General features: G+C 72.5%; 15 protein-coding genes. 4 read left to right on the forward strand and 11 right to left on the reverse strand.

All coding sequences use genetic code 11. From position 1 onward, the window contains the following. The first annotated feature begins 9 nt into the window (after positions 1 to 9). Positions 10 to 1,269, forward strand: a complete 1,260-nt coding sequence (locus tag ABD832_RS06245) for a D-alanyl-D-alanine carboxypeptidase family protein (protein ID WP_344889687.1) — start codon at positions 10 to 12, stop codon at positions 1,267 to 1,269. A gap of 45 nt (positions 1,270 to 1,314) precedes the next feature. Here ABD832_RS06245 and ABD832_RS06250 read toward each other — a convergent pair whose 3' ends face one another. The 3 genes from ABD832_RS06250 to ABD832_RS06260 all read right to left on the reverse strand — a co-directional run bounded on the left by ABD832_RS06250 (position 1,315) and on the right by ABD832_RS06260 (position 4,971). Beyond that, positions 1,315 to 2,226: a YihY/virulence factor BrkB family protein gene (locus ABD832_RS06250; protein ID WP_344889690.1), complete on the reverse strand. Its 912-nt coding sequence runs from the start codon at positions 2,224 to 2,226 to the stop codon at positions 1,315 to 1,317. A 228-nt stretch (positions 2,227 to 2,454) separates the two neighbouring features. Continuing rightward, positions 2,455 to 3,459 (reverse strand): tryptophan--tRNA ligase, encoded by a 1,005-nt coding sequence (gene trpS / locus ABD832_RS06255; RefSeq protein WP_344889692.1) that lies wholly within the window; start codon positions 3,457 to 3,459, stop codon positions 2,455 to 2,457. A gap of 195 nt (positions 3,460 to 3,654) precedes the next feature. Beyond that, entirely contained in the window at positions 3,655 to 4,971 is a 1,317-nt protein-coding gene (locus ABD832_RS06260) for a hemolysin family protein (protein ID WP_344889695.1), read from the reverse strand. Between the two features lie 122 nt (positions 4,972 to 5,093). On the opposite strand from ABD832_RS06260, the gene galE reads away from it, so the two are divergent. Then, on the forward strand, positions 5,094 to 6,059 hold the full coding sequence (gene galE / locus ABD832_RS06265) for a UDP-glucose 4-epimerase GalE (protein WP_344889697.1): 966 nt from the start codon (positions 5,094 to 5,096) through the stop codon (positions 6,057 to 6,059). Here galE and ABD832_RS06270 read toward each other — a convergent pair. From ABD832_RS06270 to ABD832_RS06280, 3 genes are all read right to left on the reverse strand, one after another. Then, positions 6,056 to 6,895 carry a COG1361 family protein gene (locus ABD832_RS06270; protein WP_344889700.1) on the reverse strand — a complete coding sequence of 280 codons (840 nt, stop codon included), beginning with the start codon at positions 6,893 to 6,895 and terminating at the stop codon, positions 6,056 to 6,058. The genes galE and ABD832_RS06270 overlap by 4 nt on opposite strands. Positions 6,896 to 7,027: 132 nt before the next feature. After that, on the reverse strand, positions 7,028 to 8,005 hold the full coding sequence (locus tag ABD832_RS06275) for a malate dehydrogenase (protein WP_344889702.1): 978 nt from the start codon (positions 8,003 to 8,005) through the stop codon (positions 7,028 to 7,030). Between the two features lie 141 nt (positions 8,006 to 8,146). Next, positions 8,147 to 10,543, reverse strand: a complete 2,397-nt coding sequence (locus tag ABD832_RS06280; RefSeq protein WP_344889705.1) for a protein kinase domain-containing protein — start codon at positions 10,541 to 10,543, stop codon at positions 8,147 to 8,149. Positions 10,544 to 10,820: 277 nt separating this feature from the next. Between ABD832_RS06280 and ABD832_RS06285 the strand changes: the two genes are divergently transcribed. Next, positions 10,821 to 12,431, forward strand: coding sequence for a sigma factor-like helix-turn-helix DNA-binding protein (locus ABD832_RS06285; RefSeq protein WP_344889708.1), 1,611 nt, complete (start codon positions 10,821 to 10,823; stop codon positions 12,429 to 12,431). A 111-nt stretch (positions 12,432 to 12,542) separates the two neighbouring features. Here the strand turns inward: ABD832_RS06285 and ABD832_RS06290 are convergent, their stop codons facing one another. The 3 genes from ABD832_RS06290 to ABD832_RS06300 all read right to left on the reverse strand — a co-directional run bounded on the left by ABD832_RS06290 (position 12,543) and on the right by ABD832_RS06300 (position 15,318). Further along, complete coding sequence (locus tag ABD832_RS06290; protein WP_344889710.1) at positions 12,543 to 13,757, reverse strand: NADP-dependent isocitrate dehydrogenase; 1,215 nt, start codon at positions 13,755 to 13,757, stop codon at positions 12,543 to 12,545. Positions 13,758 to 13,871: 114 nt separating this feature from the next. Further along, entirely contained in the window at positions 13,872 to 14,162 is a 291-nt protein-coding gene (locus ABD832_RS06295) for a hypothetical protein (RefSeq protein WP_344889713.1), read from the reverse strand. A 34-nt stretch (positions 14,163 to 14,196) separates the two neighbouring features. Beyond that, the gene (locus ABD832_RS06300) at positions 14,197 to 15,318 is read right to left on the reverse strand and encodes a citrate/2-methylcitrate synthase (protein ID WP_344889716.1); all 1,122 of its coding nucleotides are present in this window, start codon (positions 15,316 to 15,318) and stop codon (positions 14,197 to 14,199) included. Positions 15,319 to 15,499: 181 nt separating this feature from the next. Here ABD832_RS06300 and ABD832_RS06305 point away from each other — a divergent pair, with 181 nt between their 5' ends. Beyond that, a complete protein-coding gene (locus ABD832_RS06305) occupies positions 15,500 to 16,153 on the forward strand; it encodes an FHA domain-containing protein (RefSeq protein WP_344889718.1) in 654 nt (217 codons plus the stop codon). A 126-nt stretch (positions 16,154 to 16,279) separates the two neighbouring features. Here ABD832_RS06305 and ABD832_RS06310 read toward each other — a convergent pair whose 3' ends face one another. Both ABD832_RS06310 and ABD832_RS06315 read right to left on the reverse strand, forming a co-directional pair. Next, positions 16,280 to 17,140 carry a bifunctional methylenetetrahydrofolate dehydrogenase/methenyltetrahydrofolate cyclohydrolase gene (locus ABD832_RS06310; RefSeq protein WP_344889722.1) on the reverse strand — a complete coding sequence of 287 codons (861 nt, stop codon included), beginning with the start codon at positions 17,138 to 17,140 and terminating at the stop codon, positions 16,280 to 16,282. Between the two features lie 21 nt (positions 17,141 to 17,161). After that, complete coding sequence (locus ABD832_RS06315) at positions 17,162 to 17,335, reverse strand: hypothetical protein (RefSeq protein ID WP_344889725.1); 174 nt, start codon at positions 17,333 to 17,335, stop codon at positions 17,162 to 17,164. Positions 17,336 to 17,470 lie beyond the last annotated feature (135 nt).

Here is a 17,470-nt window from a genome sequence, read left to right on the forward strand (position 1 = left end):
GAGATCATCATGGGGACCAGACACGTCGCGCCCGTCGGGGTGCTGCTCGCGGCGACCGCCTTCCTCGGCGCGCCCGCACAGGCCGGGGCCCGGGCGCCGGGCACGCCCGCGGGCACCGCACCGGGCGCCGCACCGGGCACCTCGCCGGGTATCGCCGCGCTGCCGGGCACCGGTTCGCAGGCTGCGGGCACCGGTTCGCGGGGAGCCGGCCCGTCGGGCACCGGCCCGCTCGGGCCGAACGGCGCGGGGGAACCGGTCGGCGGTTCCCGGCTCGGGGAGCGGGGGCTCATCGTCCCCTCGGGCGTGAAGGCCCCGCCCAAGACGGCCGCCAGGGCGTACGTGATCGCCGACGCCGGGACCGGCGCGGTGCTGGCCGCCAAGGACGCCCACGGGCGCTACCTGCCCGCGAGCACGCTCAAGGCGCTCACCGCCCTCACCCTGATCCCCAGGCTGGACAAGAGCCGGAAGGTCACGCCGAGCCGGCGCGCGGTGAACGAGGAGGGCAGCGCGGTCGGCCTGGTCCCCAAGCCGCTCTACACCGTCGAGGACCTGTTCAAGGCGCTGCTGCTGGTCTCCGGCAACGACAGCGCGATGGCGCTGGCCGAGGCCAACGGCGGCCTGACGGCCACCCTGGCCGACATGAACGCCGAGGCCAGGCGCCTGCAGGCGTTCGACACCGTGGCCAGGACCCCGAGCGGGCTGGACAAGCCCGGGCAGAGCAGCTCGGCCTACGACCTGGCCCTGATCGCCCGCGCCGGCCTGGCCAACCCTGATTTCCGCCGATATATCAGCTTGAAGACGGACAAATTCCCGGCACCCAAGGGCTACTACGAGATCGGCAACCACAACAAGCTGCTCTGGCGCTACAAGGGCATGATCGGCGTCAAGAACGGCTGGACCTCCAAGGCCCAGGGCAGCTTCGTCGGCGCGGCCCGGCGGAACGGCCACACGATCATCGTGTCGATCATGCGCCACGACGGCTACTTCTGGGACGAGGTCGCCGACCTGCTCGACTGGGGCTTCGCCAACCGCGGCCGGGTCACCCCGGTCGGGCGGCTGGTCGACCCGGCCCCCGCGGTCACCCCGTCCCCCATCGCGCCCGCCACCCCCGCGCCCCCGGCCGTCCCGGCACCGGTCGCCGCGACCGACCCGCCCGGCGCGGCCCGTCCCGCCGGCGGGAACGTCCCGATCGGCTACTACGTCCTGGGCGCCGGCCTGCTGGGCGGCCTGGCCTGGCTGGCGTACGGCCTGCGCCGGCGCTTCCGCTGAGCGCGACCGCCGGACCCCGCCGGTCACCCGCCGGTCATCCGCGGCTCAGACGGGGATGGCGGTCGCCGGGACCGGCGTGGGGTCGGGCGGCGGGCCGAGCGAGGCGGTGGCCGTCCAGGCGGCGGCGTACATGATCACCCGGGCCGAGAGGTTGATCCACACGAGCAGCCCGACCACCACGGCGAACACCCCGTAGACGGGGTTGTTCAGGGTGCTGGACAGCACCAGCGCGGCGAGCTGCTTGAGCAGGGCGAAGCCGATCGCGCCGAACAGGGCGCCGCGCAGCAGCACCGGGAACGGCTGCCGGAGGCGGCCCAGCCAGCGCAGCAGGATCAGGAACACCACGACGTCGGCGAGCACGCTCACCGCCAGGCCGACCAGCCAGATCGTGGTGGTGGCCACCACCGACCCCGACAGCCCCACCCATCCGGCCACCGTCCCGCTGGCCTGGGTGGCGAAGCCCGCGACCAGCACCGAGGCCACCATCGTGGTGCCGACCAGGACGAGCCCGGCCAGGTCCCTGAGCTTGGCCATGGCGAAGCCGAGCGGCGCCTCGGTGGTCATGGAGATCTCGCGCAGCGCGCCGCGCAGCGCGTCGATCGCGCCGAGCCCGGCGTAGAGCAGGCCGAGCAGGCCGATGATCCCGGCGCTGGTCCGCGAGTCGGCGATCTCCTGGATCGGCAGCTTGTCGGCCAGGCCCGGCAGGTACTGGTCGATGGCCTTGCGCAGGGTGTCCGGGGCGTCGGGGGTGACGGCGAGGAAGTAGCCGAAGACCGCGAAGGCCAGCGCGACGACCGGGAAGAACGACAGGAAGGCGAAGTAGCTGACCGCCCCGGCGAGCCGGTCGCCGGACTGGATCTGGTAACGCTGGAAGGTCCTGACCAGATGGTCCAGCCAGTGCCACCTGACCCGGGCCGAGCCGAGCCGGGCCCCGAACCGTTCCTGGACCGTCCGCATGCGTTCCCATACACCTGTCACCTGCGCCCCCTACCCCGTCACCGCCGTCTCGACCGCGTACGGCGACGGAAAGACCGCCGTCCGTGCGGGGGCTCGCGATGCGGGCCAGACCGGGTGTGACGGGCGGGGCGAGGACGGGGAGGTGGAGCGGACGTGACGGGTGAGGCGGGGTGACGACAGACCGGGGGTCGGGGCCTTCGCGCGGATCGGGCGGGTCGGGGCCGCCGATCACGGGGTGGGCAGGAACCCCACCCGGTCGCGCACCCTGGCCATGGTCTCGGCGGCCACCGCGCGGGCCCGCGCGGCGCCGACGGCGAGCATCCGGTCGAGCTCGGCCTCGTCGGCGAGCAGCTTCTCGGTCCGCTCGCGGATCGGGGTGAAGGTGTCGACCACCAGCTCGGCGACGTCCTTCTTGAAGGTCCCGTACCCCTGACCGGCGTAGCGGGCCTCCAGCTCGGGGATGGGGACACCGCTCAGCGCGGACTGGATGCGCAGCAGGTTGGTGACGCCCGGCTTGTTCTCGTCGTCGGCCAGGACCTCGGAGCCGGTGTCGGTGACGGCGCGCATGATCTTCTTGCGGAGCGGGCCCGGCTGCTCCAGCAGGTCGAGGATGCCCGCGGCGGAGGAGGAGGACTTCGACATCTTCGCCGTCGGCTCCTGGAGGTCGGTGATCTTCTCGACCCCCTTGACGATGTGCGGCTCGGGCAGCGTGAAGGTCTCGCCGAAGCGGTGGTTGAAGCGCTGCGCCAGGTCGCGGGTGAGCTCCAGGTGCTGCTTCTGGTCGGCGCCCACCGGCACCCTGTTGGCCTGGTAGAGCAGGATGTCCGCGGCCTGCAGGATGGGGTAGGTGAACAGCCCCACGCTGGCCGAGCTCTCGCCCTGCTTGGCGGACTTGTCCTTGAACTGGGTCATCCGGCCGGCCTCGCCCATGCCGGTGAGGCAGATCAGCACCCAGGCCAGCTCGGTGTGCTCGCGGACGTGGCTCTGCACGAAGACCGTGGAGCGCTCCGGGTCCAGGCCCGCGGCGAAGAGCTGGGCGGCGGCCACCCTGGTGCGCCTGCGCAGCTCCTCCGGCCGGTAGTCCACCGTGATCGCGTGCAGGTCGACGACGCAGTAGAACGCGTCGTGGCCCTCCTGCATGGCGACGTACTGCCGTACGGCACCGAGGTAGTTGCCCAGGTGGAAGGAGTCGGCGGTGGGCTGGATTCCCGACAGGACGCGAGGACTGGCCATGGCACACAATTGTGTCAGCTGTCCGGAGTGATCGGTGCCCAGGGCGGAAACGCCCACCGGTCCCTGGTCCCCTGGTCCCCCCGGTTCCCGGCCCCCGGCGCCTCCTCCGCCCCGGGGTCTCCCGGGCACGGGCACCGCCCACGGCCCGACGCGGACTGGTCCGCACCCGGGCACGGGTACCGGCGCGGTGCCGGGTCAGTCCTCGGGGGCGGCGGCCTGCGCGTCCTGGCGGGAGGTGTTCCGCTTGATCCTCACCCGGGAGACCCTGCGGCCGTCCATCTCGGTGACGGTCATGTCGAATCCGGGGACCTCCACCCGCTCCCCCAGCACCGGAAGGTGGCCGAGGGAGGACATCAGGAACCCGCCCAGGGTCTCGTACGGGCCGTCGGGCAGGCGGACGCCGCTGGAGGTCGCCACCTCGTCGAGGGTCGCCAGCCCGTCCAGCTCCGCCTCCCCCGCGGGCAGCGCGACGTGCTCGTCCTCCACGTCGTGCTCGTCGCGGATGTCGCCGATGAGCTCCTCGACCAGGTCCTCCAGGGTGACGATGCCGGCGGTGCCGCCGTACTCGTCCACCACGATCGCCAGGTGGTGGCCCTCCTTGCGCATCTCCGAGAGGGTGGCCATCAGCCGCTTGCTGGTGGGGACCAGTTTGACCGGGCGGATCGGCACCAGCTCGCTGATCGGCTCGATGGAGCCGGTCAGCACCGGGTCCAGCAGGTCGCGGATGTGGACGAAGCCCACGATGTCATCGTAGGAGTCGCGGTAGACCGGGAAGCGGGAGTGCGGCATGGCCGCGGCCATGACCGCCGCCTCGGCCAGCCGCGTGTCCGCGGACATGAACTCCACCTCGGTGCGCGGCAGCATGACCTCGCGCAGCTGCCGCTTGCCCGCCGCGAAGACCTCCCCGATCAGGTGGCGCTCGTCGGCGGTGAGCTCCTGGTGGCCGACCACCATGTCGCGCAGTTCCTCGGTGGAGATCTCCTCGCGGTCGGCGTCAGGGTTGCCGCCCAGGAGTTTGACCACCCCGTCGGTGGACTTCGACAGCCCCCAGATGATCGGCCGCGACAGCGCGGCCATCCGGTCGAGGAACGGCGCGACCAGCAGGGAGATCCCCTCGGCCCGCTGCCTGGCGATCCGCTTGGGGGCGAGCTCGCCCAGCACCAGCGAGGCGTACGAGATCGCCAGCGTCACCAGGACCAGCGCGAGCGGGGCCGTCACGGCCGCGGGGACCCCCCAGCCGGTCACCACCGGGATGAGGTCCTTGGCCAGGGTGTCGGCGCCGAAGGCCGCGGAGAGCATGGTGGCCACGGTGACGCCGATCTGCACCGCGGACAGGAAGCGGTTGGGGTCGCGGGCGAGCTTCGCGGCCCTGGCCCCCCTGCGGCCCTGAGCGTCGAGCCGCCGCACCTGGCTCTCCCTCAGGGAGACCATGGCCATCTCTGCTGCGGCGAAGAACCCTCCGATCAGTACGAAGATCATGACCAGGGCGATGTTCGCCAGGACGCTGTTCACGAGGTCGTCTCCGTCATGGCGGCCGCCCGTTCCGGCGGTGGCCGATATGTGATGTGCCAGCATATGCTGGCGCTAGACTTACAAAAGTCAACAAGTCCAAACATCATCCAACAGGAGGATCCGTGAAGCTGCTCGTCACCGGCGGCGCCGGATACATAGGCAGCGCCGTGGCGGCGCAACTCGTCGAAGCGGGCCACGAGGTCACCGTGCTGGACGATCTGTCCACCGGCCACGCCGACGCGGTCCCGCCGGGCGCCCGGTTCGTCGAGGGGTCGATCACCGACGCCGCCGGGGTGCTCGACGGGGTGGAGGGCGTGCTGCACTTCGCGGCGAAGTCGCTGGTCGGCGAGTCCGTACAGCGGCCGGACCTGTACTGGGCGCACAACCTCGGCGGCACCCTCGCCCTGCTCGACGCCATGCGGAGCGCCGGGGTGGGCCGGATCGTCTTCTCCTCCACCGCCGCCACCTACGGCGAGCCCGAGCGCTCCCCGATCAGGGAGACCGACCCCACCCGGCCGACCAACCCCTACGGCGCGTCCAAGCTCGCGGTCGACACCGCGCTGAGCGCGTTCGCCGGGATGTACGGGCTGGCCGCGGTGAGCCTGCGCTACTTCAACGTGGGCGGCGCGTACACCGACCGGGACGGCCGCGTCTACCGCGAGCGTCACACCGTGGAGACCCACCTGATCCCTAACGTCCTCGCCGTCGCGCTCGGCGGGCGCGAGCCGGTCAGCGTGTTCGGCACGGACTACCCGACCCCCGACGGCACATGCGTGCGCGACTACATCCACCTGGCCGACCTGGCCGGGGCCCACCTGCTGGCGCTGGACGCCTGCACCCCGGGCGAGCACCGGATCTACAACCTGGGCAGCGGGACCGGCTTCTCGGTGCAGGAGGTGCTCTCGGTCTGCCGCGAGGTGACCGGTCACGAGATCCCCTCGGTGGTACGCGAGCGCCGCGCCGGTGACCCGGCCGTGCTGGTGGCCTCGTCCGAGAAGATCCGGGACGAGCTGGGCTGGAAGCCCGAGCACCCGTCGGTCCGCGACGTCGTCGCCGACGCCTGGGCCGCCCTGACCGGCCGGGACTAGCCCAGCCGGAAACGGGCCGTGTTGTTGGCGGGACGGCGGTCGCCCACCCGTGCCGAGTGGACGGTCGCCTCCGCCCGCCCCCCGCGGTCGCGGGCCGCGAAGGCGAGCAGCAGGCTCGCCCTCCCGCCCGCGCCGAGCGCGCGCAGCAGGCAGCCGGTACGGCCCGGGCGGGAGTCGCACCGCGCGCCGCGCGCCGCCAGCAGCCGTGCCCCGCCGGTGTCGAGGAGGATCCCGGCGTCGTGGACGCGCCGCGGCCCGCGGTTGCGCACCACCGCGGACATCACGACGAGGCGACCGGCCCGGACCCGGCGCGACACCGTGACCGCCAGGTCCGTCCCCTCCCCCACCTCGGTCAGGGTCCGCGTGGAGTTGTTCGTCTCGTCGCCGTCCACGACCCCGGAGGAGAGCGTGGCGCTCGCCTCCAGCGGGCCCCGCGCGCCGGGCCGCACCATCGCGTCGATCCTCACCCCGCCGGACGTCCCGGCCGGGACGTCGGCGGACGAGGCGCAGACCACCTCCCCGGCCACGACGCCGGGCAGGCACTCGGCGACGTCGGAGCCCAGCACGTCCACCCCGTCCGGCAGCCGGACGGTCAGCACGGGCAGCACCGCGTCACCCGGCCCGGCGTTGCCCACCTCGGCCCGGTAGCTCAGGAGGCGGCCCGGCTGGGCCCTGGCCGGGGAGACCAGCAGCCGCACCGACAGGTCGGCGCCGCCCCAGCCGTCGCCCTCCGGCGAGGCGAGCGCCGCCCGGGGCAGCGCCGCGAGCACGAGACAGAGCACACCGGCGGCGACCCGCGCCGCGGCGTGCCCCCGGACCATCGATCCCCCGACCACAAGTGATCATTGAACGACGGGACGCGCCGCCCGGCGATGAGCGACACGCCGCCTTTCCGGCCGGGCCGGGCCCGTACCGAGCCGGCCCTGTACCGGATCGGGCCGGACCCGTACCGGATGGGGCCGGTCGCGTCAGATCAGGCCGAGCTCGCGGACCGCGGAGCGCTCCTCCTCCAGCTCGGCCACGGTGGCGTCGATCTTCTCGCGGGAGAAGGCGTCGATCTCCAGCCCCTGGACGATCTCCCACCTGCCGCCGCGCGAGGCGACCGGGAAGGACGAGATCAGACCCTCAGGGACGCCGTACGAGCCGTCGGAGGGGATGGCGGCCGAGGTCCAGTCGGTGCCGTTGACCCAGTCGAAGACGTGGTCGATCGCGGCGTTGGCGGCCGAGGCGGCCGAGGACGCGCCCCGGGCCTCGATGATGGCCGCGCCGCGCTTGGCCACGGTGGGGATGAAGGTGTCGCGCAGCCAGGTCTCGTCGACCAGCTCGGCCGCGACCTTGCCGCCGACCTCGGCGTGGAAGAGGTCCGGGTACTGGGTGGCGGAGTGGTTGCCCCAGATGGTCATCTTCTTGATCTCGGCGACCGGGACCTGGAGCTTGGCGGCGAGCTGGGACAGCGCCCGGTTGTGGTCCAGGCGGGTCATCGCGGTGAAGCGCTCCGCCGGGACGTCGGGGGCGTTCTGCTGCGCGATGAGCGCGTTGGTGTTGGCCGGGTTGCCGACCACCAGCACGCGGACGTCGTCGGCGGCGTTGTCGTTGATCGCCTTGCCCTGCGGGCCGAAGATGCCGCCGTTGGCCTGGAGGAGGTCGCCGCGCTCCATGCCCTTGCTCCGGGGACGGGCCCCGACCAGCAGCGCCACGTTGACGCCGTTGAACGCCGTGTTCGGGTCGTCGGTGACCTCGATGCCGCGCAGCAGCGGGAACGCGCAGTCGTCGAGCTCCATCGCGGTGCCCTCGGCGGCCTTCACGGCCTGCGGGATCTCCAGCAGGCTCAGCGTGACCGGGACGTCGGCGCCCAGCAACTGGCCCGAGGCGATGCGGAAGAGCAACGCGTAGCCGATCTGACCGGCGGCACCGGTGACGGTGACCTTTACGGGAGTCTGGGCCATGACCTTCCCCCACTCGAAGGATGAACTGTGACGCTCGGATGTTACCCGTCCGTCGCGGACGGCCGTCCGGCGAGTACCCCGATCGGCCCCCGGGCCGGTGGGACGGGCCTCAGCGATCGCCCCCGGCCGGCAGGACGGGTCTCAGCCGCAGGCCGCCATGGCCGGGAGGTCGTTCTCCCGGCCGGGGAAGCCGACCCGGGAGAAGTGCCGGTCGAGCAGCCCGCGGACCGTGCCGTTCCGGTGGAGCTCGGCGATCGCCCCCCTGACGGCCTCGCAGGTGCGCTCGTCGCCCCGCTTGAGCGCCACCGCGTAGCGCTCGTCGGTGAGCTCCAGGCCGAGCAGCCGGTGCCGGACGCTCTCCCGGTCGCCGTAGCCGGCCAGCAGCAGGTCGTCGCCGGGGACCGCGTCGACCCGGCCGTCCCGCAGCATCTCCATGCACTCGGCGTAGGTCCGCGCGGGCAGGAGCTCCATCCGTGCCACCGCCTTCTGCAGCGCGGCGACCGAGGCGCTCGCCTCGGGCCGGCACATCCGGCTGCCCTCCAGGCCCTTCACGGTACGGATGGGCGATTCGTCCTTGACCAGCACGTCGACGTGCGCGAGGTAGTAGGGCCCGGCGAAGGTCACGTCGTCGACCTCGTTGATCGGGTACGTGGCCAGCACCATGTCGACGTCTCCGGCCGCCAGCAGCCTCGGCCGTTCGTCACGGGCGGTGCTCCGGAAGGTCACGCCGCTCTCCGGCACCCCCAGCGCCTCGGCGATCTCCAGGGCCAGGTCGACCTCGAAGCCGCTCCACCTGTCGCCGTTCCGCAGCGCGACACCGGGCAGGTGGTCGCGCATGCCGACGACGAGCCTGCCGGTCCTGGCGGCCTTGTCCACCACGGAGGTGAACACCTCCCCGGAGGGCCGCACGGGCGTGCCCCCGGAGGGGGTCCGCGGCCACCAGACGACGGCGGCGGCCGCCCCCGCGAGCAGCAACAGGGCCAGCGCGGCGGCGATCCAGCGTCCCCGGCGCGGGCGTCCGGGCCCGTCCGGCCCTCCGGTGCGTACGGGCCCCTGCCAGCTCGGCGGCGACACCGGGGCGCCGTGACCGGGGTGACCGGCGTGCTCGGGGTGGCCGGTCCACTCGGGGTGACCGGTGTACTCGGGACCGCTGTGCTCGCGACCGCCGTACTCGGGACCGGTGTGCTCAGGACCGGTGTGCTCGGGGTGACCGGTCCACTCGTCGGGGCCGGGGAGCGGCGTGGTGTCCCGCAGGGGGGCGGAGAAACCCTGGGCGGCGGGAGCGTACCGGTCGTCCCGGCCGGGCCGTGCCTCCGCGTCCGGGCCGTACCGGTCCCCCCGGCCGGGCCCGTCGAACGCGCCGTGCCCGTCGAACGCGCCGTGCCGGTCGGGCCGGTCGGACAGGTCGGGCCGGTCGTCGTGGGGACGCTCGGCCCGGAAGCCGGTGGACGGCGGCGGCCCGCCCGCGCCTCTCTCCGCGCCTCTGTCCGCGCCTCTCTCCGGGCCTCTGTCCGCGCCTTTCTGGGCCCCCGTACCCGGCCGGGGCCGCGTCCCGGAGCCGGGAAGGCGGAGCTGGCTGGTGGCGTCGCCGTCCGGGTCCGCGGCGAGGCGCGCGGCGGGGTCCGTGCCGGGACCGGTCCCCTGGCCGCGCCGGTCACCGGCCCGGGGCTCGTCGGGGGCGGCCACCTCGGCCCCCTGGGTGAGGATCGCCGGGGAGGCGCTCGCCCCGTCGGGGTGGCCGAGCAGCCGGAGCAGGAGCTGGTCGGCGGAGGGCCTGCCGACCGGGGACTTGGCCAGCGCCGCCCCGACCACGCCGCGCAGCGGCTCCGGCAGCACGCCGAGGTCGGGCTCGTGGTTGAGGATGCGGTTGAGCACCACGGCGATCGACCCCCCGTCGAAGACCGTCTCGCCGGTCGCGGCGAACGCGATGGTCGCGCCCCAGGCGAAGACGTCGGTGTGCGGCCCGACGTCGGCCCCGGCGATCTGCTCGGGCGCCATGTAGGCGGGGGTGCCGATGGCCCGGCTGGTGATCGTGCCGGTGGAGTCGAGGATGCGGGCGATGCCGAAGTCGACCACCCGCGGGCCGTCGGCGGCGATGAGCACGTTGTCCGGCTTGAAGTCCCGGTGCACGATCGAGGCGTGGTGGATCGCGGTCAGCGCGGTGGCGGTGCCGATCGCCAGCCTCTGCAGCGGGGCGCCCCGCAGGGGGCCGTCGCTCTCCACGACCTCCCGCAGCGACCTGCCCTCGATGTACTCGCTGGCGATGTAGGGGGTGTCGCCCTCCAGGTCGGCGTCGAGCACCCCGGCCGTGCAGAACGAGGCGACCCGCTGGGCGGCCCGTGCCTCCCGGGCGAACCGCGACCGGGCGACGGCGTCGCCGGAGAACTTCACGTGCAGCAACTTGATCGCCGCCCGCTCCCCGGCGGCGTCGACCCCGAGGTAGACGATGCCCTGCCCGCCCTCGCCGATGCGCCCGAGGACGCGGAACGGCCCGAGCCGGTCCGGCTCCCCCGCTCCCAGTGGGGCGATCTGCGGCATCATCGTCCTTGGGGTCTCGTAATCTTCGACGTGGCAAACTTTACGGCGCCATGACCCGCCCGCCCCCACCGTTACCCCGACGTGACCGCGCACTCCTTACCGCAGGGCTCGTTCCCCGTCCGTGCCACGGCCGGGGTGACGGGCGAACACGACTCCCCGATTTCCGACAATCGCCCCATTTTCCCGTTCAAGCCGCTTAGATCGCTACCGTCGTACGTCCCTCAGGCAAGCCGGAGCAAAAACGTCCATGCGCCGATATATCGGTTATCGCGAGTTCGTGCAGCGCGATCAGCGTTCCCTCGTCGGCACCGCACTGCTCCTCACCGGTAGCCACGAGCAGGCCATCCGCCTGGTGCTGCGGTCCTTCCACACCGTGGCCCTGTCCTGGCCGCCACCGGTCTGGGAGAACCCCACCACGCACGCCCAGATCGCGCTCTACCGCCGGTTCCTGCAGCGGCCGAGCGCCGCCGGGGCGACGGCGCTGGTGCGGCTCCCGGCCCGGCAGCGGCTGCTGGTCGTGGCCTGCCTGCACGACGGCAGGACCCGTGCGGAGATGGCGGCCGTCCTCGGGGTGCCCGAGGAGACCGTGCGGACGGAGATCGCCGAAGCCGTCGAGACCCTCACCAAGGGCGACGAGAAGCGCCTGGTCGCGAGGATGGCCACGGCGGCCGGGGAGGCGTCCGTCCCCGACCTGAGCGCGCTGTGCGTGCGCACGCTCAAGCGCCGCCGGGTCCGCGGGGTGCTCCTCACCGTGGCGGCGGCGCTCGTCCCGGTCGCCCTCATCGTCGCCTTCACGGTGCTCCAGCGGGGCGAGGTGCTGAACTCGGCGCTGGGCGGCCGCGGCGGCGTCGAGGCGATCGAGGGCCACGAGCCGGTACGGGCGATCGCCACCCCGACACCCGCCCCCTCCCCGACGGGCTCCCCGGCCGACACCGGCGCCTCCCCCGGGACCACCCCCTCGAAGGCCGCGTCCCCGAAGGCCGCGCCGCCCGGCACGACCGCGTCCCCTGCCCCGTGGCGGGCCCCGCGGACCTCCTCGGTGATCCGGTACGCGGTGCCGGCCCGCTGTCCCGGCGAGGGCACCCCGGCGCGGGACGGCGACGTGGTCTGCGCGGGCTGGACGCTGCGGCTGGCCCCCGGCGCCTCCGCGAACGCGGCTCCCGGGGACTGCGAGGGCGGATCCTGCGAGTCGACGGTCAGCGTCCCCGACGCCGCCCAGCGCCTCGCGCACGGCGACGGGAAGCGTCCCCGGCTGGATCCGGCCATCAGCCGTGACGGGCGTCGCATCGCGTACCTCAGCGCCGCGGAGCGCCGCTACGTCGCCCACGACCTCGGCAGCGGAGTGAAGCGCTACCTGTCACCGGTCCTCGTACCGGCCGACACCGAGAAGGGCACGCTGGTGCGCGTCTCCCCCGACGGGCGGCACTTCACCGTCGTGCTCGGCGAGCGGCGGCTGCGGACCGACTTCACGACCGGCGCCCTGACCTCCGTGCCCGCGACGCGGGAGCTTCCCGCGGACAGGGCCACCCCATGGCTCAGCGAGCGGTACGGCACCTGGGCCGGCTCCCCGAACGGGAGGTACGCCGCGGCGGTGGGCGGCGGCAAGGCGGTGCACCGGGACGCGCGCGGCCCGCTCGGCCTGCACGTGATCGACACCGCGGCGCGGCGCGTCCTGCGGCGGCTCCCGCTCCCCGAGGCGGGACGGCCCGCCGAGGGGGCCGTGGTGAGCTGGCTGAACGGCCGCGAGGTGGTCGTCAGGATGAGCGCCGCGGACGGGGACGAGCCGCTCGGCCTGTTCCGGGTGAACGCCGTCACCGGCCGCGCGCACCGGCTGGCCGGCCTCCCGGCCGACGCCGCCCTCGTCCTGGGGGCCGCGACGGCCCTGTGACCGGCGAGCCGGTGCGCGCGGCCCTGACGTCACGGGAGGTGCGGGAAGGGTCGCGGGAACGCGGGAAGGGACCGCCGTCGGGCGGCCCCTTCCCGGGACGTCAGAGCTTGGTCAGCCCATCTTCTTCTTGAGGTTCTCGTCCAGCGCCGCCAGGAAGTCCTGGGTGGTCAGCCACTTGGCGTCGCCGCCGACCAGCAGGGCGAGGTCCTTGGTCATCTGACCGCCCTCGACGGTCTCGACGCAGACCTGCTCCAGCTTGTCGGCGAAGTCGGACACCGCGGGGGTGTTGTCGAGCTTGCCGCGGTGCTGCAGGCCCCGGGTCCACGCGAAGATCGAGGCGATCGGGTTCGTGGAGGTGGGGTTGCCCTTCTGGTGCTCGCGGTAGTGACGGGTCACCGTGCCGTGGGCGGCCTCGGCCTCGACGGTCCGGCCGTCGGGGGTGAGCAGCACCGAGGTCATCAGGCCGAGCGAGCCGAAGCCCTGGGCGACCGTGTCGGACTGGACGTCGCCGTCGTAGTTCTTGGCGGCCCAGACGTAGCCGCCCTCCCACTTGAGCGCCGCGGCGACCATGTCGTCGATCAGGCGGTGCTCGTAGGTGATCCCGGCGGCGTCGAAGTCGGCCTTGAACTCCGACTCGAAGACCTCGGCGAAGATGTCCTTGAAGCGGCCGTCGTAGGCCTTGAGGATCGTGTTCTTCGTGGAGAGGTAGACCGGGTAGCCGCGCGACAGGCCGTAGCGCATGGAGGCGCGGGCGAAGTCGCGGATCGAGTCGTCCAGGTTGTACATGGCCATCGCGATGCCGGGGCCGGGGAAGTCGTAGACGTCCAGCTCGACCGGCGCGGAGCCGTCCTTGGGGGTGTAGGTGAGGGTCAGGCTGCCCTCGCCGGGGACCTTCAGGTCGGTGGCGCGGTACTGGTCGCCGAACGCGTGACGGCCGATGATGATCGGCTTGGTCCAGCCGGGGACGAGCCTCGGCACGTTGGACATGATGATCGGCTCGCGGAAGATGACGCCGCCGAGGATGTTACGGATGGTCCCGTTCGGGGACTTCCACATCTTCTTGAGGCCGAACTCCTCGACCCTGGCCTCGTCGGGAGTGATCGTGGCGCACTTGACGCCGACGCCGTACTGCTTGATGGCGTTGGCGGCGTCGATCGTCACCTGGTCGTCGGTGGCGTCGCGGTGCTCGATCCCGAGGTCGTAGTACTTCAGGTCGACGTCCAGGTAGGGAAGGATCAGCTGGTCCTTGATGAACTGCCAGATGATCCGGGTCATCTCGTCGCCGTCAAGCTCGACGACGGGGCCCTCTACCTTGATCTTGGGCATGCGTATGGTTCCCCTTCTGAACTAATTTGACCAGCACAGTCCTTTTTGAGGCTCACTGGCCGTTGAGGCTATCGGACGGGGTCGATCACCTCGCGGCGCACCCGGTCACCCGACCTATCGCATCGGCATGAGGTCCTTGAACTCCAGGATGATCCCGGCCACCATCAGCACGACGCCGAGGCCGCCCAGCGTGACGACGTCGGTGGCCTTGCGGCGGACGGCGAGCCGCCCGCCCCCGGCCAGCCGGGCGAGCGCCCCCAGGGTCATGACGGCACCCATGGCGATCCCGCCCCAGTAGGGCAGGCCCAGCACCAGGGCGAGGACGAGCGCGGCCAGCGCGCCGCCCAGCACCAGGGGATAGGCCCCCCAGCGTTCCTCGTTCACCGCGGCCGCTCGCGCGTTCACCGGTCCATCACCCGCTCCCGCCCCTGACCCCGGCTCATCGCTCGGAGATCGGCTTCCACTTCTGGTCCCGCTCGCCGATGTACTCGCTGTCCGGCCGGATCAGCCGGTTGTCGGCGTGCTGTTCGATGACGTGCGCGGTCCATCCTGACATGCGGCTGACCGAGAAGACGGGAGTGAACAGGTCCGTCGGGATGCCCAGGTAGTGGTAGACGGTCGCCGCGTAGAAGTCGACGTTCGGGTAGAGGCCCTTGGTCTCGAAGACGACCTCCTCCATCTCCTTGGACATCCGGTAGTAGGTGTCGTCGCCGGACGCCTCGCCGAGCTCCTTGGACATCTTGCGCAGGTGCGTGGCGCGCGGATCCTCGGTCTTGTAGACGCGGTGCCCGAAGCCCATGATCTTCTCACCGGCGGCGAGCCGCTCGCGCACGTCGGCCGCGACGCCGCCCGGGTCCATCGCCTCCAGGCCGCGCATGACCTGCTCGTTGGCCCCGCCGTGCAGCGGGCCCTTGAGGGTGCCGATGGCGGCCACGACGGCCGAGTGCATGTCCGACAGGGTCGCGGCGCAGACCCGGGCGGCGAAGGTGGAGGCGTTCATCGTGTGGTCGGCGTGCAGGACCAGGCAGGCGTCGAAGATCTCGACCTCGCGCTCACCGGGGGTACGGCCGGTGATCTGCAGCAGGAAGTTCGCCGCCACGCTCAGCTCGGGGTCGGGATCGGCGACGGTGGACCCGGTCCTGGCCGCGTGGTAGCGGGCCACCAGGATCGGCTGCTGCGCGGTCAGCCGGGCCGCCTTGCGCAGGTTCGCCTCGGGCTCGTTGGAGTCCTTGTCCGGATCGTCGCCCCCGGCCAGCGAGACCAGCGTGCGCAGCGCCTCCATCGGGGCCTGCTTCTCCGCGATCTCCGCGATGTTGGCCTCGGCCAGGGTGCCGAGCGTACGCCCCCTGACCAGCTCCTGCCCGTAGGCGGCCAGCTGCTCCGCGGTGGGGAGCGTGCCGTACTGCAGCAGGTGCGCGGTCTCCTCGAAGCTCGTACGGCCGGCCAGATCGTGGATGTCGTATCCGCGATAGAAGAGGCGACCGGCCTGACCGTCGATGTCGCTGAGCGCTGTGGACGCGGCTACGACATCGGCGAGACCTTTGGTGGGCTTGTCCGCCATGAGTGTTTCCTCCGCTTATCTGTGAGCGAAGTCTACCCGTGAGCAGGGGAAACCCTCCCAAGAGGTACAGGCCAATTTCACCGGGGATTCTCCTTCTGGCAAAGGCGATTCCCCATCACCTCGTTTGGGTAAGCCGGAGCTGTAGGAATAGTTACGGCGGGCTACCTGGGGAGGAACTGCCGTGGAGGGGCCGTTCATACGCATCGAGGACACAGGCGAGGTGGTCCCGTTGCGCCCCGAGATCACGACGATCGGACGTGGCCGGGGAGTGGACATCCGGCTCACCGATCCGAGTGTTTCCCGGCTGCACGCGGAATTCGTCCGGCGCGGACCCTACCTTTACGTCGTTGATCTGGGCCTGTCCCGCAACGGCACGCGGGTCAACGGCCGGCCGATCGCCCGCAGGGTGCTGGACGACGGTGACGTGGTGTCCTTCGGCGCGGCACGAGGCAGGATCGGCGGGGTCCCGCGTGAGGACTTCGCCCCGGAGGTCGAGCTCCGCCGCGCCGCGGCACCGGAGCTGACCAGGCGGGAGGTGGACGTCCTGACGTCGCTCTGCCGTCCGGCGCTCTCGGACGAGGCGTTCGTGGCACCGGCCACGGCGCGGGAGATCGCCGACGACCTGGTGGTGACGGAGGCGGCCGTCAAGCAGCACCTCCTGCGCCTCTACCAGAAGTTCCGGATCCCGGAGGGGACCAACCGGCGCACCAGGCTGGCGAACGAGGTCGTCGCCCTGGGGCTGGTCAGGCCCACCCCGGTGGTGCCCCCGCAACGGGCCTCCGGCGCGGCGGAGCCGCAGACGGCGAGCAGCGGCGCCAACCGCAGGGCCTCGTAACAGGGCCCCGCCCGCGGGACGGTTCGCCCGCGGGCCCGGATCCACCCGTCATCCGTCCGGACACGGGCCACCGATCCCATCGGCCGCGTCCGCCGGGGACGGCTCCGCCGGTGGTCAGCCGCGTGGTCAGCCGTGCGCGCGGACGCGTCTCTCGGCGGCCTCGACCACGTTGGTGAGCAGCATGGCCCGGGTCATCGGGCCCACGCCTCCGGGGTTGGGGGTGAGGAAGCCCGCGACGTCCCCGACGCCGGGGGCGACGTCACCGGCGATCTTCCCGTCGACCCGGGAGACGCCGACGTCGAGCACCGCGGCTCCGGGCCTCACCATGTCCGGGGTGATCAGGTGCGGCACCCCGGCGGCGGCGACGACGATGTCGGCGCGCCGGGTGTGGGCCGCCAGGTCCCGCGTCCCGGTGTGGCAGAGGGTGACCGTGGCGTTCTCCGAACGGCGGGTCAGCAGCAGGCCCAGCGAGCGGCCCACCGTGATCCCCCGGCCGACCACGACGACCTCGGCCCCCTTGATCGGCACCCCGTACTCCTGCAGCAGCGCCACGATCCCGTACGGCGTGCAGGGCAGCGGCGCGTCGACCATGTGGACCAGGCGGCCCAGGTTGACCGGGTGGAGGCCGTCGGCGTCCTTGGCCGGGTCCATCCGCTCGATCAGCGCCTGGGTGTCGAGGTGACGGGGCAGCGGGAGCTGGACGATGTAGCCGGTGCACTCCTGTGAGGCGTCGAGCTCGTCGACGACCGCCTCGACCTCGGCCTGGGTGGCGTCCTCGGGCAGGTCCCTGCGGATGGAGGAGATGCCCACCTCGGCACAGTCGCGGTGCTTGCCCGCCACGTAGATCTGGCTGCCCGGGTCGGCCCCCACCAGCACGGTGCCCAGCCCCGGGACGACGCCCCGCTCCGCCAGCGCGGCCACCCGCACCGCGAGGTCCGCCTTGATCTTCGCCGCCGTGGCCTTGCCGTCGAGAATCCGCGCGCTCATAGGGGCCACCCTCTCACGGGATCAGCCGCGCTCCGCTTCCCTGCGCTCGATGATCCTGCGGGTGAACGGGATGAGCTCCATGGCCCGTCCGCCGAGGTAGGCCGCGCCGAGCGCGATGACGATCATCATCCAGGGGCTTCCCCAGAGGCCGTGCATGATCACGAAGGCGTACAGGGCGTGGTCGAGCAGCGGCATAGGGGAACTCCACGATTCGGACGAAAGAGGATGCTTCACCCTAACCGCGGTTCAAACCATTTTCAGCTGACCAGTCCTGTCCAAACGGCCACTTTCCTATCTCCCGTGTACGGCCGCCACGGTCACGCGGCGGCC

The sequence above is a fragment of the Streptosporangium longisporum genome (assembly GCF_039534895.1).
GTDB lineage: Bacteria > Actinomycetota > Actinomycetes > Streptosporangiales > Streptosporangiaceae > Streptosporangium > Streptosporangium longisporum.